Below are 26,192 nucleotides of genomic sequence, written 5' to 3'. Positions count from 1 at the left end.
AGTGCAGGCGCAAGCATTTTTTCATACAATACTGATCACCTCGATATAGGTGCATACAATGACAACGATGACCCCTGACTTTACCGCGGATGAATTTCTGCTGGACTATTATGTTGGAAAAACTCCACTGGTACGTTTACAGCGCTTGGCTAACCACACTCGAGCGACTGTGCTGGCCAAGCTTGAAGGAAATAATCCAGCTGGCTCGGTAAAAGACCGCCCTGCTTATAATATGATTATGCAGGCTGAAAGGCGTGGACAGATCAAACCGGGTGATACGCTCATTGAAGCCACAAGTGGAAATACCGGTATAGCGCTAGCAATGGTAGCGGCTATGCGTGGTTATAAAATGAAGCTGATCATGCCGAGCAATATGAGTCAGGAACGTAAAGATGCTATGCTGGCTTATGGTGCTGAGCTGATTGAGGTGACACCACAGCAGGGAATGGAAGGTGCCCGTGACCTCGCGCTGCAAATGGAGCAGGACGGTAAAGGTCTGGTGCTTAACCAGTTTGGAAATCCGGACAATGTAGAGGCCCATTATCTCACCACAGGACCAGAAATCTGGAAACAGACGGGGGGTAGAATTACCCATTTTGTCAGCTCTATGGGTACGACCGGTACCATTATGGGGGTATCAAAATATCTTAAAGAGCAGAACCCGGATATCCAGATTGTGGGCTTGCAGCCATCTGAGGGTTCAAGTATTGCAGGTATTCGCCGCTGGCCCGAACAATATCTTCCTACAATTTTTGACCGTAGCCGTATTGACCGCACGATCGACATTCCACAGATTGAGGCTGAACGCACTATGCGCAGATTGGCCCGGGAAGAGGGAATTAGTGCCGGAACTTCATCAGGTGGAGCGGTCTGGGCTTCTTTACAGCTTGCAGAAGAAAATCCGGATGCCGTCATCGTTTGTATAATTTGTGATCGTGGTGACCGTTATCTGTCTACCGGTTTGTTTTCAGCTGAAGATAAATAATTATTCAAGAGAATTACATGCGCTTACCTGTCCTGATTTTTGATATCGAAACACTGACCGACTTGAAGGCAGGTGCGCACCTGTACAATCTGGATTTACCGGATGATGAGCTTGAACAGGCTTTGATTAAGCTGCGTCGCCAAGAAGCAGGGACCGATTTTCAGCGCCTGCCTTTACACGAGATTGTCTGTATTTCAGGCCTCTGGGTTGATGAACATGGCATGCGGCTATTTTCTTTTAGTCAGGAGCAGTATGCTGAGGCAGAGATTCTCAGAAAGTTTCTTTCCATTTTTGAAAAGCGTCATCCCACTCTGGTGAGCTGGAACGGGTCACAGTTTGACTTACCCGTTATTTTATTTCGCACCATGTATCATGGTCTTTCTGCTCCGAGCCTGTTTGATCAGGGCGAAATTGATATTCAGAAGCGGTATAATAATTACCAGAACCGTTATCATCACCGTCATGTCGATCTAATGGACGTGATGGCCATGTTTAATGGCCGCAATTTTCAGAAACTTGATGACGCTGCACAATTGCTGGGTTATCCGGGCAAGCGTACAGAAGGTTACCGAGTGTCTGAGCAGGTACAGCATGGTGAATGGCTAGAGCTAAGCCAACACTGTGAAGGAGATGTGCTAAATACTTGGCTGATCTATCTGCGCTGGCTACTGTTGAAAGGTCAATTGCTTGCAGAGGATCATCGTTTCTGGATTCAATCCACAATTGCGTATTTAAGCCAGCAGCCACAACAAGCGGATTTTGTTCGCCTGTGGCAAGACAGTTCCCAGCATACCGAATTTACTTCACATTATATTTTTCCTACAGTTAGAGATTAGGTTATTTCCTTGAGACACAAAGCTAAACCGCGTTCGGCTCAACCTGCGCATTATGTATTTAAGGTTGAGGCGCTTTCCCATGAAGGACGGGGTATTGCTCACTATGGAAATGAGCCGGGACATCCGGCAGAAAAGCAGGGTAAAAAGGTTTTTATTACCGGTGCCTTGCCAGGAGAAACTGTTCAGGCCCGAATCACCCATCACACCAAAAGATTGGAAGAAGCAGACAGTGTTCAATTACTGAGTGAGCCATCCTCATATCGGATTGAACCCGTCTGTCCGCATTTTGGTCTATGCGGAGGATGCAGTCTTCAACATATGCACCCAGATGAACAGATCCGTTTCAAGCAAGACGTCCTAGCTTCACATCTTAAGCATTTTGCTGCCATTGAACCTGAAGAGTGGCTACCCGCTTTACGTTCGACTCGAGAAGACTACCGTCGTAAAGCCCGTATAGGGGTGCGTTTTTTAGCTAAAGAGCAAAAGCTGAAATTTGGTTTTCGTGAGCGTCAAACTAATCATCTGGTCTCTATTCAGACCTGCAAGGTACTGGACCGAGCTATGGCTGGCCACTTAAATGAGCTACAATTGTTACTCGAAAGTCTAACAGCCAAAGCAGCCATTGGGCATATAGAATTGGCTATGGGTGATCACGATATTGCTTTGGTTATTCGTAATATAGAGAAATTACCTCAAGTCGATGTCAACCAATTAACACAATATGCGTTAAGCAGGCAGTGGCAACTGTATTTGCAGCCTGCTGGACCAGAGAGTTTGTATCGGGTAGATCAGCCGGATGCATCAAAGTATTTGCATTATCGTCTGGAAGAGTTCGATATCGATTTTGCTTTTTCTCCACTAGATTTTACTCAAGTTAACTCTACAGTGAACTCGCAAATGGTCAGTCTGGCATGTAATTTGCTAAATCTACAGCCAGGTGAGCGTGTACTTGACCTGTTTTGTGGATTAGGAAACTTTTCTTTACCTCTGGCTCGCTGTGTAGGTGAGACCGGTCAAGTAATTGCTGTAGAGGGAAGTGAAGACATGGTTAAACGCGGTACTGAAAATGCCCGTAGCAATGAATTATTGAACGTGTATTTCTATTCACAAGATTTAACAAAAGATTTTTCTTCTCATTCTTGGGCAAAGCAGGGTTTTGATGCATTATTAATTGATCCTCCGCGGGCAGGAGCAGAAGAAGTAATGCATTATCTTCCTAATTTTAATGCGAAAAGAATAGTTTATGTTTCATGTAATCCAGCAACTCTGGCAAGAGATGCAGGTATTCTGGTAGAGCATGGGTATCGGTTAAAAAAAGCTGGTGTGATGGATATGTTTACTCATACCGGGCACGTAGAATCAATTGTGTTATTTGAAAAAATTAACAAGATAAACGATTAAAAAACATGAGTTACATGTGTATAGGAGAAGGGTATGGTCACAGTACGTGAGCAGCTTCCTGGACGACTAACCGAGTTGTCTGATGAAGCGACTGTCGAGCATGCCGAAGAAGCACAGCTGGATTTAGTCTCATGGCTAGACCGCGTGCGTGATATTCTAGGTGGGGCAGAGCTGAAGCAGCTAGAAGAAGTCGCTCAGCTAACATTAGAAAAAGAGCTGGAAACCAACGTCAATCACCGATCCAACACCTTTTATACCGGTGTGGAAATGGCAGATATTCTGGCGCATCTGCATGTAGATGAAGATACGCTCTCAGCGGCTATGCTGTACCGCAGTGTACGTGAAGGGATTACCAGTCTTGAACTGGTGCAGGAACGATTTGGTGAGAATGTCTATAACCTGGTCAAGGGCACCTTGGCCATGGGTAAACTCTCTGAACTGATTGAAAAGAATAAACGTCTCGAAGATCATTTTAATAATAATCAGCGCGAGCATTTGACCGGCATTTATAAAATGCTGATTTCAGTCACTGAAGATGTGCGTGTGGTGTTGATCAAGCTGGCTGAACGTACGTATGCCTTGCGTGAACTGGCTAAGTCTTCTAAAGAGCGTCAGGAGCGGGTAGCACGGGAAATTCTGACGATTTACTCGCCACTGGCGCACCGTTTGGGCATTGCACAGCTTAAGTGGGAGCTTGAGGATCTGGCATTTCGCTACTTGGCTCCTGAGCGTTATAAAGAAATTGCATCTTTGCTCAATGAAAAACGTCTGGAACGTGAACATTATATTCAATTTGTCATCGATAAACTGAAAAATGAACTGGCTGATTACGGGATCGAGGCAGAGATTACCGGCCGTGCCAAACATATTTATTCAATTTACCGTAAGATGAAAAGCAAGAGCTTAAGTTTTGATCAGCTCTATGATATTCGTGCTTTGCGGGTACTCGTGCACAGCGTACCAGAGTGTTATCACGCTCTCGGGATTGTGCATCAAATCTGGCGACATATACCGCATCAGTTCGATGACTATATTACCAACCCTAAAGGCAATGGTTACCGCTCCTTACATACCGCAGTAATTGCAGAAAATAAGTCTCTAGAGGTTCAAATCCGGACTTATGACATGCATGAAGAAGCTGAGCTTGGTGTATGTTCACACTTTAACTATAAGGAAGGTTCTAAAACCACTGACCATTCCTTTAATCATCGCTTGCATTCTTTACGGGCGGTTCTTGAGCATTATCAGGAGCGTAATGAAAGTAGTGGCTATCAGCAGAGTGATGAAACCGAGAATTTTGAGCATATTCAAGAATTTGAGGATTTTGAGAAAATTTATGTCTTTAGCCGTGATGGTGACATTAAAGAATTACCCCGGGGTTCGACCGTACTTGATTTTGCCTACCATGTACATACTGAAGTCGGCAACAAATGCTATGCCGCACGGGTCAACCAGCGTTACGTCCCTTTAACCTACAGCCTGAAAACAGGTGAGCAGGTAGAAATTCTTACCAAAAAAGACCGGGAACCGAACCGGGACTGGCTGGTGAATTCTCTAGGTTATATTCGCACCGCGCGAGCACGCGATAAGTTGCGTCACTGGTTCAGACAGCAGGACCGGAGCAAAAATCTTGAAGTGGGGCGTGATCTGCTGAATAAAGAGTTATCGCGTCTGGCAATTCATCCAAAGAGCATTGATTTAAGTGATTATTGCAATCATTTTAACGTTAAAAGTGGTGATGATATTCTGATTGGGCTGGTGAATGGAGACCTGAGCCTGCATGCCCTAATTAATCAGGTGAACCGGCACATGCATCTGGATCAGGACGAGCCTGAGCTGGTACTCAAACCGACACTGAATCCACGTGCCAGTCATACTTTATCGGCGCATGGTATCCTGATCGACGGGCTGGACAATGTCGAGTTGCATATTGCCCAATGCTGTCAGCCAGTACACGGTGAAAGTATTGCAGGTTATATTACCTTAAACCGAGGAGTCAGCATTCATAAGGTGGGATGCCCGGATTATATGCGTATGATCAGTCAAGAGCCTGAGCGTGCAGTTGAAGCAGACTGGGAAATGCAGCCTACTCGTGGCCAGAGTGTGCAGATTGTGGTAGAAGCCTATGACCGTCGTGGTTTGCTTAAAGATCTGACTCAGGTCATCTTTGCAGACCAGATCAATATCCGGCAGGTCAATACTATCTCTGAAGCTGATGGTATTGCCAATATGAAGTTGTTGATTGAGGTTAAAGGGCTAGCACAATTATCACGTTTGCTTGCCCGTTTGGAGCAGCAACCAGGAATTATCAGCGCACGCCGTCTGGTTCAAGGTAGTTAGATCTAAAATTTCTGAAAAAATATGCTTCCAGCGAGAAGCATATTTTTATTTTAATCGGTAGATCGGTAGAAGTAGAAATTTTTTAATCTATTTTTTTCGGCTTAAAGCTAAATTGGTCAGGCGGTTTATAAATTGCGGGCTGATCTGTGAAAGCTGAAAAAGAAATTTGGTTTTTAGGCCAACTGGCTGATGTGTAGGAGTTAAAAAAGTAGTTTTCATATTGGCAAGCTGATAAATTTTTTGAGCAACATCTTCTGGTGTCAACGAAATACCCATATTCTGGATGGTGCCGGCATCCATATCTTTTACCATAGCAGTCTGCACAAATAATGGCATAACATCTAAAACACGAATTCCAAATTTTTGCCACTCTACATCAAGCCCTTCGGTAATACCGCGTACTGCAAACTTGCTGGCTGAATAGGAAACCAGGTCAGCCTGTCCATAAATAGCTGAGGCAGAAGAGAGGTTGATCACGCGGGCAAAAGTGGCTGTTTTTAAGTAAGGTAGAACTGCATGGCAACCATTTATCACACCCTTAATGTTAATGTCAACTGTACGGTGATGGGCAGAAATTGGTGTATTTTCAAAAGCACCAGAGTATAAAACTCCTGCATTATTAACCAGAATATTGAGTTCTCCAGCCCAGCTAACAAATTCGTCTAATGCCATGTTCCATTGATGATAGTCGGAAACATCCAGTTGCCCCGCCATTGCATTGGATCCTAAAGCTTGTGCCAATTGCTGTGCTTGTGCGTAGTTAATATCATATAGACCAACTTTGTAACCCTTCTGGTAGAAGAGCCGTGCAACTGCGGCGCCAATTCCTTGAGCTGCACCACTGATCAATATACTGTGTGTCATACTTATTCTCTTTATTGATATTTTAATTATTAACAATCAGCCTGACTGTTATTGCAGGCCTATCTTAACAAAAGCCACATGATTTGGCACAGGTGAATGTAAAGCAGGACAAAAGATGAAAAATTCAGAGCAGTCAATTAAGGAGCTATTGGCGATTATGCAGGAACTCCGGCAAAAATGCCCATGGGATCGCGAACAGACACCCTTGAGCCTGACACGCTATGCAATTGAAGAAGCCTATGAGGTCGAAGCCGCAATACGTGAAGGCGATATAAGCGAAATCCGTGATGAACTGGGAGATCTGCTGCTACAGGTAGTATTCCAGGCACAGATGTACAGTGAACAAGGTGCATTTGATTTTCAGGATGTGGTCCAGGCGATTTGTCAGAAACTTGTGCGTCGTCATCCCCATGTGTTTAAAACTGAACAATGTGATCGTCTAACTCAAGAAGATGTCAGCCAGCTCTGGCAACAGGTTAAGCAGCAGGAAAAACAAGGTAAGCCTGCTGCCCGACTAAATGAAATCAAGCATGGCCCAGCATTAGTTCAGGCCGAACAAATACAGAAGAATGTGGCAAAAATCGGTTTTGATTTTCCGGATGTAAATAGTGCTTATAGGAAACTTGAAGAGGAGTTGCTCGAACTGAAAGAGGCGATATATCATCAAAATTCCGATGAAATTATGGATGAGTTTGGCGATTGTCTATTTTCACTGATCAATGTAGGCCGTAAACTTCATGTTTCCAGTGAGATGGCTTTACTTTCAACCATCCATAAATTTAGAACCCGTTTTGCTTTTATCGAGGATCAGGCCATACAGCAACAGCGAACTTTAGAACAGCTGAGTCTGGAAGAAATGGATCAACTCTGGGAGCAAGCTAAACAACAATTAAAATGAAGAGCTCTATATCGTGATGAAAAACATCAATAAATTTTTCCGGTTAAAAGAAATATTATCTCTAATGTTGGGTTTGCTGGGGTGTCTCTGGCTAGCAAGTGCCGGTCAGGTACAGGCGCAACAGTTTGATGATTCTTATTTGAAATGGAAAAACCAGCAATTGGATCATGACCGCCGCTTATTGCAGCAAACTGGTTCAATGATGATGTCATCGGGACCAGCAGCCCAGATCAGTACAGAAAAAGTAAGCCTGAACCGTGGTACTGCTGATCAGTTGCAGCAGGTACTGAGCGGCGTGGGCGAAAAGAAAGCTCAGGCAATTGTGGAATATCGTAACAAAAATGGAAAATTCAATAGCATCGAAGATTTGCAGAAGGTCAAAGGCATTGGGCCCAAGCTATTTGAAAAAAATAAATCGCGTCTGACATTGTAAGTTGTTACGCTAGTTGATATAAGAACTCAACAAACAATAGGGCAATATTGAGATTCAAATTGCCCTTTAATCATGTTGGAGCTATGATTACAGCATCTTAGCAAATTTACGTCCTGACGTAGGAGACAGCGTCTTTTGCAAACTTTGCGCGCGTCAACATGTGGTTTATCAACCACTCAATTACCTTCTTCTATTTTAGATGTTATCGAAAGTTTAACCAAGGCCGGTTATGAAGCTTATATCGTTGGTGGCGGTGTAAGAGACCTGATGCTGGGGTTAAACCCTAAAGATTTCGATGCTGTAACCAATGCAACTCCTTCACAGATCAAGGATGTATTTGGGCGTCGCTGCCGTATTATTGGCCGCCGTTTTGAATTGGCTCATGTGTATTCTGGCCGTGAACTGATTGAAGTGGCAACTTTTCGTGCTCCTCCTAAAAAAGCTGTGACCAGTGCCTCAGGCATGATCCTGCGTGATAATAACTGGGGCAGTATCGAACAAGACTTTTCCCGCCGTGATTTTTCTATTAACGCCCTGTATTATCAGCCGCATAAAGGTATTGTGCTTGATTTTTGTGATGCGGTTCAGGATATCAAAAATAAAACCTTGCGTTTGCTTGGTGATCCGGTACAGCGTTTTGAAGAAGATCCAGTACGGATGCTACGCACTTTGCGTTTTGCAGCTAAACTGAATTTCAAAATTGATCCAGCTATTCTGAAAATTTTTACAGCCGAGCTGGCACAACTGCTCCGTGATGTGTCTCCGCACCGTTTGTATGACGAATCACAAAAGCTGTTTACTATGGGGCACCTGGCACGTGTGCTACCGATGCTTATTGATTTTGATATCTGGAAGCAGTTATTTGCAGATATCCGCCCGAATATTACTGCCTTTATAGAGTTGGCTGCGAAAAATACTGATCATCGTATTCAGATCGGTAAAACTATTAATCCAGCATTCTTCTATGCTGTACTACTTTGGGAGCCCTTCCTGGAGCGCTATGAATTTTATAGCGGTAAAGGTATTGTCGCTGCTGAGGCGCGTGCTCAGGCTGGGCTGGATGTACTTAAGCGTCAAGCCACACGTACTGTTATTCCACGTTTTGCAGAAACCTTTATTCGTGAAGTCTGGGAAATGCAGAGCCGTTTGCTGAATCCGAAACCTCAGCAAATTGAAGCCTTGGCCAGCCATGCGCGTTTCCGTGCCGGCTTTGACTTTTTATTATTGCGTGAGAAGGCAGGGGACCCAACGACTCAGGGAATGGGGCAATGGTGGGATGCTTACCAGAATATGGGAGCTGATGAAAAAGAAAAAACTATTAGTCAGTATAACCGGCAGCGTGCCAAGAATCGCCGTAAACAGAACGAAGATGTACTGGATGAAGTAAAGCATCTGGAAATTGAACCCTTAGTCGATATCCCCGAACCGCGTAGCCGACGTGCTAGAAAAGCACGTAAGCCGGAGGTTGATCATGAAGCGGTTAAAGCAGCAGAATCTGTGGGAGACTTCAATAGTGATCATCCGATTATGAAGCGCAAACGGGTAAAGCGTGACCTCAGTCAAGTGGTATTTGGACCAACACAATGAGTACCATTGCTTATATTGGCCTAGGCAGCAATCTCGGTGACTCACGCCAGATTTTAACTCAAGCTGTATCAAGACTTAGTACGTTGGGGCCGGTAAAAGTTTCCAGGTTATATCAGAGTCCGCCTATGGGGCCTCAAGACCAGCCGCATTATTATAATGCCGTAGCACAGCTTGAAACTGTGCTTGAGCCTTTGCCTCTATTAGATCAGTTGCAAGCTTTTGAGCAGGAAGCCGGGCGGGTGCGTCTACGCAGGTGGGGCGAGCGGACACTAGATTTGGATCTTTTGCTTTATGGTCAGCAGTCTATACAACATGAACGGCTGAATGTGCCACATATTGGACTGCTGGAGCGGGATTTTGTTGTTATTCCACTGCTTGATCTGAATGTGAGTCTCAGCGTAAATGGACAGCTACTTCAACAACTGGATTTGGTCCAGCAATCAGAACTTACTGTTTTGGCCGATGAACAATGGGCCAGCATTTAATCTATATATTTAAGATACTGTGCAAGAGGATATCTTCATGATTAGTCTGAGTGATTTAAGACAGTTCAAAGCTCAGGGGCGTAAATTTTCTTGCCTGACTTGCTATGATTCCAGTATGGCAAAAGCCATGGAACTTGCTGAAATTGATTCTATTCTGATTGGTGATTCACTGGGAATGACAATTCAGGGTCATGACTCAACATTACCGGTACTGGTTGAAGATATGGCTTATCATACTGCTGCAGTGCGTCGTGGTAATCAGCATGCCATGATTATGACTGATCTTCCTTTTATGAGTTACGCCACTCTGGAAGATGCGCTCAAAAATGCTCGCATCGTAATGCAGGCCGGTGCTCAGATGGTCAAGATTGAAGGTGGGGCATGGTTATCTGAAACAGTACAGAATCTGACCCGTAATGGTATTCCGGTTTGTGTACATCTTGGTCTAACGCCGCAGTCTGTTCATGTTCTCGGTGGTTACAAGCTACAGGCAAAAAGTCGTGAAGCCGCTGATCAGCTAATTGCTGACTGTAAAGCATTAGTTGAAGCAGGGGCAGCGGTATTATTACTCGAATGTGTACCTGCCCAGCTGGGTAAAGAAATTACTGAACTGTTTCCGCATACTCCAGTGATCGGTATTGGTGCTGGTGCAGAGACGGATGGCCAAGTACTGGTCGTACAGGATATGTTGGGACTGTCTTTTGGGCGTGTAGCACGCTTTGTGCGTAATTTTATGAAAGAGCAAAGTGGTGAAACTGCGATTCTGGATGCGTTCAAGGCCTACCATCAGGCAGTACAGAATCAGTCTTTTCCAGCTAGAGAACATACTTTCCAGGTTGAGTTGTAATTTATGAAAACTGAAGTGACCATTCAAGGATTAAGTGCCTCTCTAAATCCTGCTCGTACAGCGCGTAAAATTATCGGTTTTGTACCGACTATGGGAAATTTACACGAAGGTCATCTGAATTTAGTGCGTGAGGCACGTAAATTATGTGATGTTGTTGTCGTCAGTATTTTCGTAAATCCAATCCAGTTTGGGCCGAATGAAGATTTCGAAAATTATCCGCGTACCCTGGAGCAGGATAGTCACCTGCTGGCAGATGCTGGCTGCGATATAATTTTTGCACCAAGTGTAGAGCAAATGTATGGTTCACAACCTCGTCTGACCAATATTAGCGTGGGTAAAATTACGGATGATCTGTGTGGGAAATCACGTCCGGGTCACTTCGATGGTGTAGCTGTAGTCGTAACCAAGCTGTTTAATATAGTACAGCCGAATTATGCATTTTTTGGCCAGAAAGATTATCAGCAATTGGCAGTCATTCGCCAGCTGGTACGTGATTTGAATTTGCCTCTCGAGGTCATTGGAGTGCCAATTACCCGAGCTGCAGATGGACTGGCTTTGAGTTCACGTAATGGTTATCTGAGTACTGAAGAACGTCAGCTTGCTCCGTCAATTTATCAAAGTTTAAAAAATGCTGAACTCGAGTTACAGCAGGGCCAAGCTTTATCACAAGTGTTAGATCATGTGAAAAGCCAATTGACACAGGCGGGTCTGGTTGTGGAGTATGTAGAGGCGCGCACGCCTGAGCTCCAGGCTGTACATGAGTTTAATCAGAGTCTTGTATTGTTTGTAGCAGCCAAGCTTGGAAATACACGTCTGATTGACAACTTGCAGGTCAATTATTCTCACTGAAGCATAAAGATATAATAAGGACAGTTATTGCCATGAAGCGTATTTTGATCGTGACAGGACAATCCGGTTCAGGAAAATCATCTGCATTGCAGGTTCTTGAAGATTTGGGTTATTACTGTATCGACAACCTGCCATTGGCATTGCTGACAGAAATTGTTTTAAAATTAGATCGTGAAAATAATCTTGAGCAGCTGGCACTTGGTGTAGATGTACGTAGTACCCGGGCCGATTTACAAGAATTTGATCAGGTTTTTGAGCAGTTACAACAGCATGGGTCAGTTGATGTCATTTATCTGACTACACAGGATCAGGAACTGATTGCGCGATTTAGTGCTTCACGACGTCCGCATCCTTTGGCGAGCCGGTTTAAGAGCCTGAATGAATGTATTCAGGAAGAGAAACAGCTGCTCATGCCTATTCAGTTTCGTGCCACTGTACATATTGATACGACTGATAAAAGTGTACATGACCTGAAACACACCTTGCTTTCAAAATTGGGCCAAGCTAACCGTTTAATCCTGATTTTACAGTCATTCGGTTATAAGCATGGCATTCCATTAGATGCAGATTATGTATTTGATGTAAGGCATTTGCCCAACCCGCATTGGGACCTGGAATTACGCAAGTATTCGGGACTGGATGAGCCGGTAAGAAAATTCCTTGAATCAAGTGATCAACCCAATGAGATGTTCTTGGATATTTACCACTTTCTCAACAAGTGGCTCCCGGCCTTTGCCAAAGGCCATCGTCATTATATGACAGTATCGATCGGATGTACGGGTGGGCAACATCGTTCAGTTTATATCGTGGATAGACTAAAAAAATCGCTTGAGGCACAATGGTCTATTCAGGTCTTACATAGAGAAATGAAGTACTGGTCATGATTGATACAACAGTTGACGTAATTAACAAACTAGGTTTACATGCGCGTGCATCAGGTAAGTTGATTGAGGTTACGACCAAGTTTCGTTCTTCAATTCAGATCGGTAAAAATGATAAACTGATTGATGCAAAAAATATTATGTCCTTACTCATGCTTGGTGCAGGTAAGGGTACCACTTTGCGAATTGTGATTGACGGTCCGGATGAAGAAAAAGCTTTATCGGAAATTCAGGCATTATTTGCAGCAAAATTTTATGAGGCTGAATAACTGTGGCGCGTCGTCCAACACGTTTTACTGAAGAAGACTTTGAAGTTTTAGAGGGACGTGCAAGTAAAACTGAACAAAAAAAAGCAGTTCAGCGCATGGCTGCTTTAGGTGCACAACTGGCAGAGCTGCCACGTAAGCAAATTGAGAAGCTGCCGGTAGAAGAGCGTTTAATAGACGCTTTACTGGAAGTTGAATCAATAACTTCACATGAAGCCCGTCGGCGTCAATTCCAGCGGATCGGTAAGCTGCTGCGTAATGAAGATGAAACCATGATTCTCTCTTACCTGACGCCACAGCAAGGTGCAAAAAAACAGGCACAGCTCATGCGTTGGGTAGACCGTATTATTGACCAGGGTAATCCGGTTATTAATGAGTTTGTAAAACTTTATAATGCTGCTGAACGCCATACTTTACGTCAACATCTGCTGCGAATTCAGCGTGATGTTGCCAAGCAGGTAAGTGAAGAAGAATTGCTTGAATCTAAAAACAAACTGGTCAACTATATCCAGCAGGTTGCTTTAATCTCGGATCAGAGATAACACAGTTAAGCAAAAGCGGTATATATGCCGCTTTTTTATTATAATCACTGAATGCATTATAATTTTTTAACTGAATCTTCATGCAGTGATTCATTGAGCTGGTCAATGACAATGGCCCAGTCATCGTCTGACTTCATGTGTTCCCGAATAAACTGGCTTTGTGCAGTGGTCCAGAAATTAGCTTCACTGATATAGACAGGAGCAGCCAGTTGATGCTGTTCAATAAATTGAGCAATAGCTGCTTCAGAAGAATCAAGCCCGAGCTGCTGAAATAAATGGGTCATGCGCGTAGTAGTTTTACTGCTCACTGCTATTCTCCTTATGTAAATAGGATTTTTATAGTATTTAAAATAATGAAATAGATAAAGTTTAATAATTTATCTAACTTGCTATGTATATAACTATATAGAGATTTATATCTTTACTTCAAGAATGGGATAAAAGCTGCAACGTTCGCTGATCTTCAGCTCCCTGAAAATATTTGTCTAGCAAAACTTGAAATAAAGGATTTTTGTGCTCACTGGCTCTCTTGAACAGTGTTAAAGAGGATTTTAATTTCATGTCATCAGGCGAGCCGAAAATTATATGAATATCTGTTTCAGATAAGTCAGCTAGAACTTGGCAGAGTTCCAGATAACGCTGGCCCAAAATTGGATGACGCAGAAAAGCTTGGGCTTCTTCCAGGTTATTGATACCGTAATAGGTCGCGGCATGGCTATGCCCTAATCCTTTAAGCTGTGGAAAGATAAACCACATCCAGTGGCTGCGCTTATGTCCGGTTCTAAGCTCATCCAGTGCTTGATTATAATATTGTGCCTGAGCTTGTATAAAACGGTTTAAATCCGCCATTTTACTTACTCCTATTTTTAATGGAAGCCAGCAGTTAAGCTGGCTGGTATGGAGTACGTCATTTAGAATTGGCTATTTTAGCCAAATTCACCTACTGAGCGCTCCTTGGCCCATTCACGTAAAATAAATTTTTGCAATTTTCCGGTGGAGGTCTTCGGAATATCAGTGATGATGATCTCTTTAGGCACCTTGAAGCGGGCTAGTCCCTGTTTACAGTGTTCAGTAAGTTCTTCCGCAGAAATACTTATACCCTCTTTTAACTCCACAAAAGCACAGGGTACTTCCTGCCAGCGTGGGTCCGGTTTGGCAACTACTGCAGCAGTTAGCACTGCCGGATGCTGATAAAGCACCTCTTCAACCTCAAGTGATGAAATATTTTCTCCGCCCGAAATAATTACATCCTTGGCACGATCAGTAATCTTGGCATAGCCATCAGGCTGACATACGGCGAGATCACCGGTATGGAACCAGCCCCCTTTAAACGCCTCTGCTGTTGCTTCCGGATTTTTTAAATAACCCTTCATGACAATATTACCGCGGAACATGATTTCCCCCATGCTCTGTCCATCATTTGGCACAGGTAGCATGGTTTCTGGGTCAAGTACCTTCATACCATCTTGAAGCGGATATGGAACACCTTGACGTGAATGTAATTGTGCCTGCTCCTGTATGGTCAGGTCACTCCAGCCTGCCTGTGATGCACAAAGTGCAGATGGGCCATAAGTTTCTGTCAATCCGTAAACATGCGTAACATTGATACCAATATTACGCATGCCTTCAATAATTGCAGCAGGTGGCGCAGCACCAGCCACCATGACTTCAACGCGATGATCAAAATAAGTTCGTTTCTCTGCTGGTGTATTGATCAGCATGGAAAGCACGATTGGAGCTCCACAGAAATAATCCACCTTATGCTCGGCAATCAGTTTAAAGATCAGTTCTGGGTCAACTTTGCGCAGGCAGACATTGGTCCCACCATTTGCTGCCATGGTCCAGGCAAAACACCAGCCATTACAGTGAAATAAGGGCAGGGTCCATAAATACGTTGCACGTGGCGTCATGCCACAGGCAATGATATTACTTGCAGCATTGATATACGCACCGCGATGATGATAAACCACTCCCTTGGGGTTGCCGGTAGTGCCTGAGGTATAGTTCAGACTAATAGCATCCCATTCATCTTGCGGTAGATGCCATTCAAAATCAGCATTGCCTTCAGTCAGCCAGTCTTCATATTCAATTTCACCAATGGGTGCATTAAAGCAGTTTTCATATTCGGCATCATCCACATCAATGACATAAATATCTTGTGAAACCAGTCCCAGCGCTTCTTTTGCTAAAGTAGAAAACTCAGGGTCGACCAGTAAAACTTTACTCTCTGCATGTTCGAGCATAAACGCTAAGGTTTTGGCATCCAGGCGGGTATTTAAGGTGTTCAGAACTGCCCCTGCCATTGGTACAGCAAAATGTGCCTCAATCATCGCAGGCACATTTGGCAAAAGCACCGATACAGTATCGTTTTTCTGGATACCCAGCTTTTGCAGCTGATCGGCAAACTGCCGACAGCGCTGATAGGTTTCCCGCCAGCTGATCTGGCGTGAACCATGAATAATCGCTGCCTGATGAGGGTAGATATATGCTGCACGTTCTAGATAACGTAGAGGAGAAAGTGCCACGAAATTTGCAGGGGTGCGCGGTAATTCATCATAAGCACTCACCATTTTTATAACTCCCTTTCATCATTGTTTTATTCTTTCAGCTTATGAAAAGATAGGTCTTTCAGGTCCGGACTTCATTTATGCTTTAGTCTTAGTTCCTGTTTAATTGCTATATAAATCAAATATTTAATTTTGATTCTAAAACTAAAATATTATTCTTTCAAATTATGGTGAAAGCTGTTTTGTAGGTTCAGTTCATTATGTACAATAAACTAAATCACTCACAATACAGGATTTTATCGTTTTTGCTGTTTCTTCATAAAGCCAAGACGTGTAAAATTCTTAACGAAATTTGTTCTATCCACCGTTTTTATATTTTTGAGGTTTTCCTCGATCATAATCTCGCGGTGAAATGCCCTATGGTACGGGGCATCACTCCTTAAGGATTCATTTTATGCCAATTATCACGTTGCCAAACGGCGATCAAAAACAATTCGATCAAGCTGTTTCTGTTATGGACGTTGCCCAAAGCATTGGACCCGGGCTTGCAAAAAATACAGTTGCCGGTCGTGTAAACGGTCAACTGGTTGATGCTTCTGACCTCATTACAGAAGATGCAACCTTGCAAATCATTACCCCGAAAGATGAAGAAGGCGTCGAGATTATCCGTCATTCTTGCGCACATTTAGTGGGTCATGCAGTTAAGCAGCTGTTTCCAGAAGCGAAAATGGTGATTGGTCCGGTCATTGAAGAAGGTTTCTACTACGACATCTGGATGCCACGTCCGTTTACTCTGGATGATATGGCAGCGATTGAAGAGCGTATGAAAAAGCTCATCGATCAGGATTATGATGTCATCAAGAAAATGACCCCCCGTGATGAAGTAATTGCTGAATTTACTGCACGCGGAGAAGAGTATAAATTACGTCTGATTGCAGACATGCCAGAAGAAACCCAGATGGGGCTGTATTATCATCAGGACTATCTGGATATGTGCCGTGGACCACATGTACCTAATACCAAATTCTTGAAATCATTCAAACTGACTAAAATCTCTGGCGCTTACTGGCGTGGAGATGCCAAGAATGAACAGCTGCAACGTATCTATGGTACTGCATGGGCAGACAAGAAACAGCTTGCGGCTTATATCAAGCGTATTGAAGAAGCTGAAAAGCGTGATCACCGTAAAATCGGTAAAGCGCTCGATCTGTTCCATATGCAGGAAGAGGCACCAGGCATGGTGTTCTGGCACCCGAATGGCTGGACTATTTACCAGGTTCTTGAGCAGTACATGCGTAAAGTACAGCAGGATAATGGCTATCTAGAAATCAAGACTCCACAGATCGTAGACTTTACACTCTGGGAAAAATCGGGTCATGCGGCTAACTATGCCGACAATATGTTTACGACCCACTCTGAAAGCCGTAACTATGCCGTAAAGCCAATGAACTGCCCATGTCATGTTCAGGTGTTTAATCAGGGCCTGAAATCTTATCGTGACCTGCCGATCCGTCTGGCTGAATTTGGTTCGTGCCACCGTAACGAGCCGTCTGGTTCACTTCATGGTATTATGCGTGTTCGCGGCTTTACTCAAGATGATGCACATATCTTCTGTACCAAAGAGCAGATCGGGCCTGAAGTTGCAGACTTCATCAAATTGACTCTGGACGTCTATAAAGATTTCGGTTTTGAAGATGTACAGATGAAGCTGTCTACACGTCCAGAAAAACGTGTAGGTGATGATGCACTTTGGGACATGGCTGAAAAATCTCTGGCAGATGCACTCGATGCGGCAGGTTTAGAATGGGAGCTACAACCGGGTGAGGGTGCATTCTATGGTCCGAAGATTGAATTCTCACTGAAAGACTGCTTAGGCCGTGTCTGGCAATGTGGTACAATCCAGTGTGACTTTAATTTACCAGAACGTTTAGATGCTTCATTTGTGACTGAAGATAATGAACGTGATCAGCCGGTTATGTTACATCGTGCAATTCTTGGCAGTTTTGAACGTTTTATTGGTATACTTATTGAACATTATGCGGGCTTTATGCCACCTTGGCTTGCGCCAGTTCAAGCATGTGTCATGAACATTACCGATTCTCAGGCACAGGCCTGCGAGCAGGTAGTGGCCAAACTTAAGGAAAACGGAATTCGTGCAATTTCTGACTTGAGAAATGAGAAAATCGGCTTTAAGATTCGTGAACGTACACTTGAGCGCATTCCTTACTTGCTGGTTCTAGGTGATCGGGAAGTAGAGGAAGGTACGGTCAACGTGCGTACCCGCTCAGGAAAAAATTTAGGTACTATGTCTATTGATGCCTTCAATGACCTAGTGAAAGTAGCCGTAGCCGAACGCGGCCGGTATATTGTGGAGTAATAAAGATTAAACAGCCTGACCGTAACCAGCAACAAGGTGCTAAGAGTAACCGTCCTGCCATTAATGACGAGATCCGTGCGAAAGAAGTACGCCTCGTTGCTGCGGATGGTGAACAAAAAGGAATCGTTTCACTTGCTGAAGCGTTGCGTGCTGCAGAAGAATCAGATCTTGACCTGGTCGAGATCGTTGCTAATGCAGAACCGCCTGTTTGTAAAATCATGGATTACAACAAGCACTTGTTTGACCTAAAGCAAAAGCAAAAAGATGCAAAGAAAAAACAGCATCAGGTGCAAGTCAAAGAGATCAAGTTGCGTCCAGCTACTGATGTTGGTGATTACCAAGTTAAATTGCGTGCAATTATCAAGTTCTTGGAAGAAGGAAATAAAGTAAAGATTACTTTACGTTTCCGTGGCCGTGAGATGGCTCACCAGCAACTTGGTTTGGCTCAATTGCAAAAGATTGAAGCAGATGTCGCTGAAATTGGTGTAGTTGAACAGGCACCAAAAATGGAAGGCCGTCAAATGGGTATGTTACTTGGACCGAAAAAGAAAAAGTAATTATCTCATATCAAAAAGCACCGCGAATGCGGTGCTTTTTTATTGAAGAGTTAAAAATTTAACCCTTTATTCTTGAGAAGCAGGAATCTCATAAACTTTGCCAGCTTCACTTTCATTAGCTTTACGGCCAATTGCAATCTGGCGTGGCAGTTTCTCTTCAGGCACAATTCGCTGCAATTCGATGATCAATAAGCCATCTTCATAATCAGCTTGTTGTACTTCAATATGCTCGTCCAGACGTAATGAAAGCTTGAAGGAACGACGTGCAATTCCTTTATGCAGGTACTCAACACTATGATCGCCTGTTTCATTGTCTGGCTTGCCGGTAATAGTCAGAACCCGGTTTTCCAGATTAATCGCCAATTCCTGCTGTTTAAAACCGGCAGTTGCCACCACAATACGGTACTGATTATCGCCCAGCTTTTCAATATTGTAAGGTGGATAGTTCGGTGCCTCACTTTGCATGGCGTAGTCGAATAAATCATTTAAACGGTCAAAACCAATACTACGACGGAAAAGTGGACTAAGGCTTACGCTACTCATTGATATAACCTCCTGATGAGTTCAGCAAAGTTGTATAAACAAGAACTAGTGTTACGCTTGGCATCAACAGTAATTACCAGCAATATCCGGAAGATCATTGCTGTACTAGATATATCGGTATGCCAGTAAAAAAAATCAAGAGAGATTTTTAAAAAATTCTCAAATCTCTTGCTATGAGAATTTGTGCACTTTAAATAGGGTTATTTCAGTCATAAACTTCAAACTTTTAATGGTGCAGTCACAGAAGTTATTTATAAAACTGTGTTATAAAGACAGATATAATGCGTTTGTTCATGACAATAACTATAGCAGTGAAAGGATAACAAATGATTGATCTGTATTATTGGGCTACGCCAAATGGCCATAAGATTACGATTGCCCTTGAAGAAATGGAGCTGGATTATCAGATTTTTCCGATCAATATTATGGAAAATGACCAGTTTCAGCCAGACTTTCTGAAAATTTCTCCTAACAATAAAATTCCGGCAATTGTTGATCAGGATGGGCCACGTGGTGAACCTATTTCTGTTTTTGAATCAGGCGCAATTTTGCAATATCTGGGCCGCAAAACAGGCCTTTTCTATTCACAGGATGAGCAGGAACGGGTAGAGGTTGAACAATGGTTAATGTGGCAAATGGGCGGACTTGGCCCGATGCTTGGGCAAAATCATCATTTTAGCCGTTTTGCGCCGGAAAAAATTCCATATGCCATAGAGCGCTATCTAAATGAAACAAAGCGCTTGTATAACGTATTAAACAAACAGCTCATCGGCCAAAAATTTGTAGCTGGGGAATACTCTATTGCAGATATGGCAATTTTACCCTGGATTTTACGCTATGAATGGCAGGGAATTCAGTTAGAAGACTATCCATATGTGAAAGAATATGTAGAGCGCCTGACAGCACGTCCTGCCATACAGCGGGCTTTATCTATTCAGCTTTAATTTATTGTAGAGTAGATAACCCAGCCATAGAGACAGTTTATACTTCAGTCCTTATCTGGGACTGATCTTCAATGGCATACCTTCTACTGTTTATATCTGCATTTGGTGCAGCGACTCTATTGCCCTTGCAGTCTGAGGCAGTATTACTTGGTTTGCTGGCGCAACAACATTATTCAGCTCTATTGCTATTAATGGTTGCCAGTGCCGGAAACATTTTAGGTTCATGTATAAATTGGTGGCTGGGAATTCATATTGAACACTATAAGTATAAGAAGTGGTTTCCGGTATCTGAAGCCAAGATACAAAAAGCACAGAACTTTTATTATAAATATGGATATTGGTCACTGTTACTTAGCTGGTTACCAGTCATTGGTGATCCGATTACCCTAATTGCGGGGCTGTTAAAAGAAAAATTTTTAAGATTTCTGTTGATGGTGACCTTGGCCAAAACAGGACGTTATCTTTTTATTTATTTAGCTTATATTTTATTTTAATACAGGAAGTAGAATAGCTACTCCCTGTATTTCTGGAAATTTACTGGCATTCTTCCAGCTTAAAATGAATCTGGTCTTTAAAGTGTGACTTTTTATAAATCCAGAATTTACGCGGAGCAGAAATTTGTACCTGTGAAACCGCCTGTATTACTGCCTGGTCAAGTGCGTAGGTTCCTGAACCCTGCTGTATTTTTACTTTTTTGATATTACCGTGTTTATTGCTTTTAAAACTAAATTTAATGCTACGATCATAACCATTCAACTGGTCGCGATTAATTTCCAGTTGAGGCTGATTTAGATACTGGAAAGGAACTTTTTTATGCTGTTGCTGAGCCAACCAGTTTTCTGAATTAAAATTATAAAGACAGTCCTGATCGGCATTATCGTCTAATTTCAGGCTAAAAGCCTGATAGCCAATCACTGGCAAAGCTGTGTCATTTTCAGTATAGGCTTTGACTTGAGCTTGTTGCACAGCATTCAGCAGGATGTCATCAAGAGTTTTAATACCCGTACTTTCCTGAATTGCAGCTTTATTAACCTTACCTGTTTCATCTGCATAAATACGAATGATGGCGTGGCGATCTTGGCCCTTTAAATCCTCATCTTTATAAACTGGCTGAGGAAAACGGACCCACTGAATGCGTGTTGTTAAATGTGCAGGTAATGCAGAACTGGTTTGTGGGGTAAGTTTCATGGTTGCTGGTGCCGCAGCATAACTTGTACTTAGCGGCAGACCCATTAGAAATAGAACAGGAAGAGCATATTTCATAAGTTCATTCATTTCATTATTAGATAAAGTGAGCCGTTGCCCGTTCGGCCAGCTCTGGCGGCTAAGTATTATCTGTTTCTATCCAGATGACAATATAAAAGAAGTCTGAAAAGGCCTAGGCGCCCCAAGCCAAATATCTATTTGAATTGATTATCTGAACTCTGGGTTATATCTATACCAAATAGATCTTTGGTTTTGGCCCAACTAACTACGACTACAGCCATGGTCATGCAGCCGCCAAATACTGTCGCCATAACTGTACCCATATATTTGGCCGCCAGGCCCGATTCAAATGCGCCCAGTTCATTTGAAGATGAAACAAACATTCCATTTACGGCAGCTACACGGCCCCGCATATTTTCGGGAGGAAAAATCTGTAAAATAGTCTGTCGGATAACTACAGAAATACTGTCACAAGCTCCAGTCATGGCAAGAGCGAAAAGTGAAAGCCACACATGATCTGAAAAGGCAAACAGCAGGGTAAATATACCAAAACCAGCAACTGCCAGTAACATGTTGCGCCAGGCATGCTGAGTGGGAGGGAATTTGGTTAAAGCTATCATGGTAACTAGGGCGCCAATTGAAGGAGCAGCGCGCAAGTAGCCTAGGCCCTCGGGTCCGACCTTCAAAATATCTTCTGCAAAAATGGGCAGCAGTGCGATGACACCACCGAACAGGACTGAAACAAGGTCCAGAGAAATGGCCCACAGTACAATTTTGGTTTTCCAGATAAAGCGAAACCCCTCACCCAGTGAATCCAGCACTCGATGTTCTTCCATCACAGGAAAATTACGTTTTTGAAGCAGATTAATAAGCATAAAACACAGGGCAAGTAATATTGAAACAGCAATCAGGCTGGTTTCACGGCCAAGAAAGGCCAACATAAAACCACCTAGCATCGGGCCTAAAATCACACCACTTTGCCAGCCAATGGTGGTCCATGTTGCACCATTGGCATAGATGGCTTTGGGAATCAGAAAAGGTTTTAGGGAGGTCGCAGAAGGGTTGTAAAAACCGCGAATGGTGCCTAGTCCAAAAATAACTGCATAGATTCCCCAAGAAAGACTGTTAATTGTGATCGAATCTATTGCATAGGCATGAAAGAGCCACCATAAGATAAGCGGCAAGGGGGCTGCAAAAAACAGGCAAACTTTCATAATCGTCTGCTTATTAAAGCGGTCAGCAAAATAGCCACCCCATAAGGAAAGTGCAATAAATGGTATGGCTTCTGCCAGTCCAATCAGCCCCAACGTGAGAGGATCTTTGGTAATTTGATAAAGAGAATAGGCAACAATAATTTCTTGAATCAGAATGGCAAGAGTGAGACAAAACTGGTTGAGTGTAATAATCGAGAAGTCTCGATACCGCAAGGCGGCAAAAGCATCATGCTGGTTAGACATATAACAGGGTTCTACATATTTTTGTAGTGATTATACTCCTGAATAAAAGCTGAAATTTCCATCATTTCTAAATTATTCAAGAAATATATCTTCTGTATTGAAGCCCGATTAAAATTATGAAAAGCCAATTAATTGCTTTTGTTTTAGGCAGAGTTGCTATAAAATGTCGCCTTCCTTACCTGCAGGTCGTTATTGCAATGGTGCAGACGAGCCGAACAGGTGCTTAAAGAGGTTGTTATGGCAAAGTTAAAAACTCGCCGTGGTGCAGCTAAACGTTTCAAAGCGACTGCAAACGGTTTCAAGCGTAAACAAGCGTTCAAACGCCACATTTTGACCAAAAAATCTGCTAAGCGTATCCGTCAATTGCGCGGCTGTGTAATGGTTCACGTAAGTGACGTTGCTTCAGTTCGTCGTATGTGCCCATACATCTAAGGAGATTATAAATGGCTCGTGTAAAACGTGGTGTACAGGCTCATCGCCGTCACAAAAAAATTCTTGCTCGTGCTAAAGGTTACTATGGCGCTCGTTCACGCGTTTACCGCGTAGCGTTCCAAGCAGTAATCAAAGCTGGTCAATACGCTTACCGTGACCGTCGTCAGAAGAAACGTCAGTTCCGTTCTTTATGGATTGCACGTATCAATGCTGGTGCGCGTCAAAACGGTCTGTCTTACAGCCGTATGATTTCTGGTCTGAAAAAAGCTCAGGTAATCATCGACCGTCGCGTACTTGCTGACATCGCTATGCATGATGCAGTTGCTTTTGCTGCTTTAGCTGAAAAAGCTAAAGGTGCGTTAGCTGCTTAATCATCTTCGATGATCTAAAAAAGACTGCTTTTGCAGTCTTTTTTATTATCTTTAAAAACATCTGGTCGTAAGTAAAGTAAGCCTTTAAATTGTTGAAAATAGTTAAAATATTTTATTTATTACTATAAGGCCCAAAATTATTCTTCCAGCACTAATTTTTATCATGAGCGGGAGCAACTCGCTTATAAATCTTGTATAAAACTTTAAATTTTTATTTTGACTGATAATAATGATGAGTAAATCTAAAAATAGAAACTGATTTAATTCATAAATTGCGTCAAGTTTCTCTAAGCTGATTATTAGAGTTATGACATTGTGTTCATACTGGGTCATAGACTCAATATGAACACAACTTTGGGTTAGATAGTAGAAATATCTAGCTGTTACAATCCAAAATAATAGGCGACGACACAAATTACGATTGTTAAAAGAAGCAATTTAATCACATTTCCCATGCCGGCTTTATGTGTACCTGCTGGTACTTTTTCTTTACGTACGGGTTGTGCCAGGGTAACTGCTGGACTATCTAGTGGGGTTGCTACCGGTTCTACATAAGTTAACTGTGCAGATTTATAGTGATTGGCAACTTTAACGATCAGCTTGCTGAGCAGGTCATCAATTTTTTGAGAAAAATGTCTCAGGTTAATCTGTTCTTCAGGCGTTAAAGTCGTACCCTGCTCATCAAAAGGATGTTTACGCTTATACTCGACAAATTCTGACAGTGCAGTTACCCGGTGTAATAGTTCATGTGCAATATCGGCAGAATAGTCAGTTGGAATTAAGGCCAAATATTGTAATGATATACTGTCAGACGCTACTTGGGATGCTGGCTCACTGACACCGTAATATGGTAGGTGGCGGTTTGCAGGCTCTACATAACCTTGGGCAAATTGGGTTCTGAAAAGTTCCTGTTCAATGAACTGGTGTATTTCATCCCAATTGGCATCTTGCAGGTCAATATCAACCAGTTTGGATAAACGCCCTGGTAACTCATAGCTCCAGAATGTTTCATGACGCTTATCCAGACGTTGTCCAGCAGGTGCTTCAAAATCGTTTTCAGCAATATACCATTCAGCCAGTTCCTTTCCGAAAATCCATGCTGTCTTTTTTTGATGCTCATGACTGACAATAAAATGAGCAAATGGCAACAGCTCAACATTTGCATTCGGGTTTTTCTCATCAATCAATAAATTTGAACTGTGCAGACTTAAACGGTAAACCCCACGTTTCTTTAAACCCTCCAGCCAGATTTGAAAATGCTGGGCTAGCAAGTGCTGTGTATGCAAGTTGCGAAAACTGAAGATATGTTGCTGAAAAATAGAATGATGTAGCCAGCGGCTAAAGGGCAGGTCATGACTTAAATATTCATTGCCATAAGTAACAAGACTTAATTGTTGTTTCCAGATTTGATCGAGTGCCATTGGGGTTGATCTCATTGTCATTCACCTTATCTTATACTTTTTATAAATCATCCTGCCAATCTAATTTTCCTGCCTGATGGCTTCATCAATCCAGATAAAAACTGTTAGAATGCAGAGTTTTATTATATTTCCAACTTTGATGCTTTGAGAGTTAATATGTCACTGGAAGCCCTGACCACTGAAGCGCTGGCTGCAATTGCAGCGGCTCAAGACCTTGCTACACTCGACCAAGTACGCGTTCAATTTACGGGTAAAAAAAGCCAGCTAGCAGAACAGTCCAAGGCACTGGGCAAAATGGACCCTGAAGAACGTAAGATTCAGGGTGCTGCCATTCATGCCGTACGTGAAGCGATCAATACTGCGCTAACAGAACGTCAGAAAGAATTACAGCAGGCTGCATTACAACAAAAACTTGCCAGTGAGACTATTGATATTACTTTGCCGGGCCGTGGCCAGCGCATGGGCAGTATCCATCCAGTGACTCAGGTACAAGAGCGCATCTGTCAGTTCTTTACTAAAGCCGGTTTTACTATTGCAACCGGACCAGAAGTTGAAGATGACTATCATAACTTTGAAGCATTGAATATTCCTGGCCACCATCCGGCACGTGCCATGCATGATACTTTCTATTTTGATGCCAAGCATTTATTGCGTACCCATACTTCGGGTGTACAAATTCGCACTATGGAAACGTCTGAGCCACCTATTCGTATTGTATGCCCGGGCCGCGTTTACCGTTGTGATTCAGACCAGACCCATTCACCAATGTTTCACCAGATTGAAGGATTATATGTCGCAGAAAATACCAGCTTTGCAGAACTTAAAGGCCTGCTGATTAACCTGCTTAATGAGTTCTTTGAAAAGGACTTGAAGGTCCGTTTCCGCCCTTCATATTTCCCGTTTACTGAGCCTAGTGCGGAAGTGGATATTATGGATGAACGTGGCCGCTGGCTGGAAGTGCTGGGCTGCGGTATGGTACATCCGAACGTACTGCAAGCTGCTGGTATAGACCCTGAAAAATATAAAGGCTTCGCATTTGGTCTGGGAGTAGAGCGCTTCGCTATGCTGCGTTATGGCATCAATGACCTGCGGATGTTCTACCAGAACGATGTGCGTTTCTTGCGCCAATTTGCTTAAGACAAGATTTGAAAATTTGTAAGGTT

The 26,192-nt window shown here is 43.0% G+C and carries 28 protein-coding genes; 20 read left to right on the top strand and 8 right to left on the bottom strand.

From position 1 onward, the window contains the following. Window positions 1–58: 58 nt before the first annotated feature. Genes cysM through B3X18_RS14835 form a run of 4 tightly spaced genes read left to right on the top strand, consistent with a single transcriptional unit; the run spans window position 59 to window position 5,562 of the window. The gene (gene cysM, locus B3X18_RS14850) at window positions 59–985 is read left to right on the top strand and encodes a cysteine synthase CysM (RefSeq protein ID WP_026444153.1); all 927 of its coding nucleotides are present in this window, start codon (window positions 59–61) and stop codon (window positions 983–985) included. Window positions 986–1,002: 17 nt separating this feature from the next. Then, the gene (locus tag B3X18_RS14845) at window positions 1,003–1,821 is read left to right on the top strand and encodes a 3'-5' exonuclease (protein ID WP_034670186.1); all 819 of its coding nucleotides are present in this window, start codon (window positions 1,003–1,005) and stop codon (window positions 1,819–1,821) included. A gap of 9 nt (window positions 1,822–1,830) precedes the next feature. After that, on the top strand, window positions 1,831–3,222 hold the full coding sequence (gene rlmD / locus B3X18_RS14840; protein WP_034670183.1) for a 23S rRNA (uracil(1939)-C(5))-methyltransferase RlmD: 1,392 nt from the start codon (window positions 1,831–1,833) through the stop codon (window positions 3,220–3,222). Between the two features lie 33 nt (window positions 3,223–3,255). Beyond that, window positions 3,256–5,562 (top strand): RelA/SpoT family protein, encoded by a 2,307-nt coding sequence (locus tag B3X18_RS14835; protein WP_026444151.1) that lies wholly within the window; start codon window positions 3,256–3,258, stop codon window positions 5,560–5,562. An 87-nt stretch (window positions 5,563–5,649) separates the two neighbouring features. Here the strand turns inward: B3X18_RS14835 and B3X18_RS14830 are convergent, their stop codons facing one another. Then, window positions 5,650–6,426, bottom strand: a complete 777-nt coding sequence (locus tag B3X18_RS14830) for an SDR family oxidoreductase (protein ID WP_026444150.1) — start codon at window positions 6,424–6,426, stop codon at window positions 5,650–5,652. A 136-nt stretch (window positions 6,427–6,562) separates the two neighbouring features. On the opposite strand from B3X18_RS14830, the gene mazG reads away from it, so the two are divergent. The 9 genes from mazG (at window position 6,563) to yjgA (ending at window position 13,214) form a co-directional block, all read left to right on the top strand. Further along, complete coding sequence (gene mazG / locus B3X18_RS14825) at window positions 6,563–7,324, top strand: nucleoside triphosphate pyrophosphohydrolase (protein WP_026444149.1); 762 nt, start codon at window positions 6,563–6,565, stop codon at window positions 7,322–7,324. 16 nt (window positions 7,325–7,340) lie between these two features. Further along, complete coding sequence (locus B3X18_RS14820) at window positions 7,341–7,757, top strand: ComEA family DNA-binding protein (protein WP_034675181.1); 417 nt, start codon at window positions 7,341–7,343, stop codon at window positions 7,755–7,757. A gap of 135 nt (window positions 7,758–7,892) precedes the next feature. After that, complete coding sequence (gene pcnB / locus B3X18_RS14815; protein WP_286935791.1) at window positions 7,893–9,344, top strand: polynucleotide adenylyltransferase PcnB; 1,452 nt, start codon at window positions 7,893–7,895, stop codon at window positions 9,342–9,344. Continuing rightward, on the top strand, window positions 9,341–9,829 hold the full coding sequence (folK, locus tag B3X18_RS14810; RefSeq protein WP_005023499.1) for a 2-amino-4-hydroxy-6-hydroxymethyldihydropteridine diphosphokinase: 489 nt from the start codon (window positions 9,341–9,343) through the stop codon (window positions 9,827–9,829). The genes pcnB and folK overlap by 4 nt, the downstream gene beginning before the upstream one ends. Before the next feature lie 37 nt (window positions 9,830–9,866). Next, window positions 9,867–10,676, top strand: a complete 810-nt coding sequence (gene panB / locus B3X18_RS14805) for a 3-methyl-2-oxobutanoate hydroxymethyltransferase (RefSeq protein ID WP_005023504.1) — start codon at window positions 9,867–9,869, stop codon at window positions 10,674–10,676. Between the two features lie 3 nt (window positions 10,677–10,679). Continuing rightward, complete coding sequence (gene panC / locus B3X18_RS14800) at window positions 10,680–11,525, top strand: pantoate--beta-alanine ligase (RefSeq protein ID WP_005016212.1); 846 nt, start codon at window positions 10,680–10,682, stop codon at window positions 11,523–11,525. A gap of 32 nt (window positions 11,526–11,557) precedes the next feature. Next, complete coding sequence (gene rapZ, locus B3X18_RS14795; protein WP_034670174.1) at window positions 11,558–12,409, top strand: RNase adapter RapZ; 852 nt, start codon at window positions 11,558–11,560, stop codon at window positions 12,407–12,409. Beyond that, window positions 12,406–12,675, top strand: coding sequence for an HPr family phosphocarrier protein (locus tag B3X18_RS14790; protein WP_005016209.1), 270 nt, complete (start codon window positions 12,406–12,408; stop codon window positions 12,673–12,675). The genes rapZ and B3X18_RS14790 overlap by 4 nt, the downstream gene beginning before the upstream one ends. A 2-nt stretch (window positions 12,676–12,677) precedes the next feature. Further along, window positions 12,678–13,214, top strand: coding sequence for a ribosome biogenesis factor YjgA (gene yjgA, locus B3X18_RS14785; RefSeq protein WP_005023507.1), 537 nt, complete (start codon window positions 12,678–12,680; stop codon window positions 13,212–13,214). Window positions 13,215–13,270: 56 nt separating this feature from the next. Here the strand turns inward: yjgA and B3X18_RS14780 are convergent, their stop codons facing one another. From B3X18_RS14780 to B3X18_RS14770, 3 genes are all read right to left on the bottom strand, one after another. Then, entirely contained in the window at window positions 13,271–13,522 is a 252-nt protein-coding gene (locus B3X18_RS14780) for a DUF2789 domain-containing protein (protein WP_005016204.1), read from the bottom strand. A gap of 118 nt (window positions 13,523–13,640) precedes the next feature. Further along, window positions 13,641–14,063, bottom strand: a complete 423-nt coding sequence (locus B3X18_RS14775; RefSeq protein WP_005023512.1) for a DUF1810 domain-containing protein — start codon at window positions 14,061–14,063, stop codon at window positions 13,641–13,643. 77 nt (window positions 14,064–14,140) lie between these two features. After that, window positions 14,141–15,784, bottom strand: coding sequence for an acyl-CoA synthetase (locus tag B3X18_RS14770; RefSeq protein WP_248132232.1), 1,644 nt, complete (start codon window positions 15,782–15,784; stop codon window positions 14,141–14,143). Window positions 15,785–16,175: 391 nt separating this feature from the next. Between B3X18_RS14770 and thrS the strand changes: the two genes are divergently transcribed. Both thrS and infC read left to right on the top strand, forming a co-directional pair. Continuing rightward, on the top strand, window positions 16,176–18,098 hold the full coding sequence (thrS, locus tag B3X18_RS14765) for a threonine--tRNA ligase (protein ID WP_005016194.1): 1,923 nt from the start codon (window positions 16,176–16,178) through the stop codon (window positions 18,096–18,098). A 5-nt stretch (window positions 18,099–18,103) separates the two neighbouring features. Next, window positions 18,104–18,655, top strand: coding sequence for a translation initiation factor IF-3 (gene infC, locus B3X18_RS14760; protein WP_080548202.1), 552 nt, complete (start codon window positions 18,104–18,106; stop codon window positions 18,653–18,655). A gap of 66 nt (window positions 18,656–18,721) precedes the next feature. Here infC and B3X18_RS14755 read toward each other — a convergent pair whose 3' ends face one another. Beyond that, window positions 18,722–19,198: an Hsp20 family protein gene (locus B3X18_RS14755; protein ID WP_005016188.1), complete on the bottom strand. Its 477-nt coding sequence runs from the start codon at window positions 19,196–19,198 to the stop codon at window positions 18,722–18,724. Between the two features lie 326 nt (window positions 19,199–19,524). Between B3X18_RS14755 and B3X18_RS14750 the strand changes: the two genes are divergently transcribed. Both B3X18_RS14750 and B3X18_RS14745 read left to right on the top strand, forming a co-directional pair. Then, a complete protein-coding gene (locus B3X18_RS14750) occupies window positions 19,525–20,142 on the top strand; it encodes a glutathione S-transferase N-terminal domain-containing protein (protein ID WP_005016186.1) in 618 nt (205 codons plus the stop codon). Window positions 20,143–20,213: 71 nt separating this feature from the next. Continuing rightward, on the top strand, window positions 20,214–20,636 hold the full coding sequence (locus B3X18_RS14745) for a YqaA family protein (protein ID WP_005016183.1): 423 nt from the start codon (window positions 20,214–20,216) through the stop codon (window positions 20,634–20,636). A 40-nt stretch (window positions 20,637–20,676) separates the two neighbouring features. Here the strand turns inward: B3X18_RS14745 and B3X18_RS14740 are convergent, their stop codons facing one another. Together B3X18_RS14740 and B3X18_RS14735 are read right to left on the bottom strand one after the other, a co-directional pair. Continuing rightward, window positions 20,677–21,405, bottom strand: a complete 729-nt coding sequence (locus B3X18_RS14740; RefSeq protein ID WP_005016180.1) for a TonB family protein — start codon at window positions 21,403–21,405, stop codon at window positions 20,677–20,679. A gap of 137 nt (window positions 21,406–21,542) precedes the next feature. Then, on the bottom strand, window positions 21,543–22,805 hold the full coding sequence (locus B3X18_RS14735) for an MFS transporter (protein WP_005016179.1): 1,263 nt from the start codon (window positions 22,803–22,805) through the stop codon (window positions 21,543–21,545). Between the two features lie 237 nt (window positions 22,806–23,042). On the opposite strand from B3X18_RS14735, the gene rpmI reads away from it, so the two are divergent. Together rpmI and rplT are read left to right on the top strand one after the other, a co-directional pair. Then, window positions 23,043–23,237 carry a 50S ribosomal protein L35 gene (gene rpmI / locus B3X18_RS14730; protein ID WP_001096359.1) on the top strand — a complete coding sequence of 65 codons (195 nt, stop codon included), beginning with the start codon at window positions 23,043–23,045 and terminating at the stop codon, window positions 23,235–23,237. A gap of 11 nt (window positions 23,238–23,248) precedes the next feature. Beyond that, window positions 23,249–23,608 (top strand): 50S ribosomal protein L20, encoded by a 360-nt coding sequence (gene rplT / locus B3X18_RS14725; RefSeq protein WP_005016178.1) that lies wholly within the window; start codon window positions 23,249–23,251, stop codon window positions 23,606–23,608. Window positions 23,609–23,991: 383 nt separating this feature from the next. Here the strand turns inward: rplT and B3X18_RS14720 are convergent, their stop codons facing one another. Next, entirely contained in the window at window positions 23,992–25,029 is a 1,038-nt protein-coding gene (locus B3X18_RS14720) for a hypothetical protein (RefSeq protein WP_005016177.1), read from the bottom strand. 156 nt (window positions 25,030–25,185) lie between these two features. Between B3X18_RS14720 and pheS the strand changes: the two genes are divergently transcribed. Continuing rightward, a complete protein-coding gene (gene pheS / locus B3X18_RS14715) occupies window positions 25,186–26,166 on the top strand; it encodes a phenylalanine--tRNA ligase subunit alpha (RefSeq protein WP_005016174.1) in 981 nt (326 codons plus the stop codon). Window positions 26,167–26,192: the final 26 nt, after the last annotated feature.

The sequence above is a fragment of the Acinetobacter sp. UBA6571 genome (assembly GCF_002434085.1).
GTDB lineage: Bacteria > Pseudomonadota > Gammaproteobacteria > Pseudomonadales > Moraxellaceae > Acinetobacter > Acinetobacter radioresistens.
The sequence above is the reverse complement of the archived record's forward strand: the minus strand, read 5'-3'. Positions and strand labels throughout refer to the sequence as shown.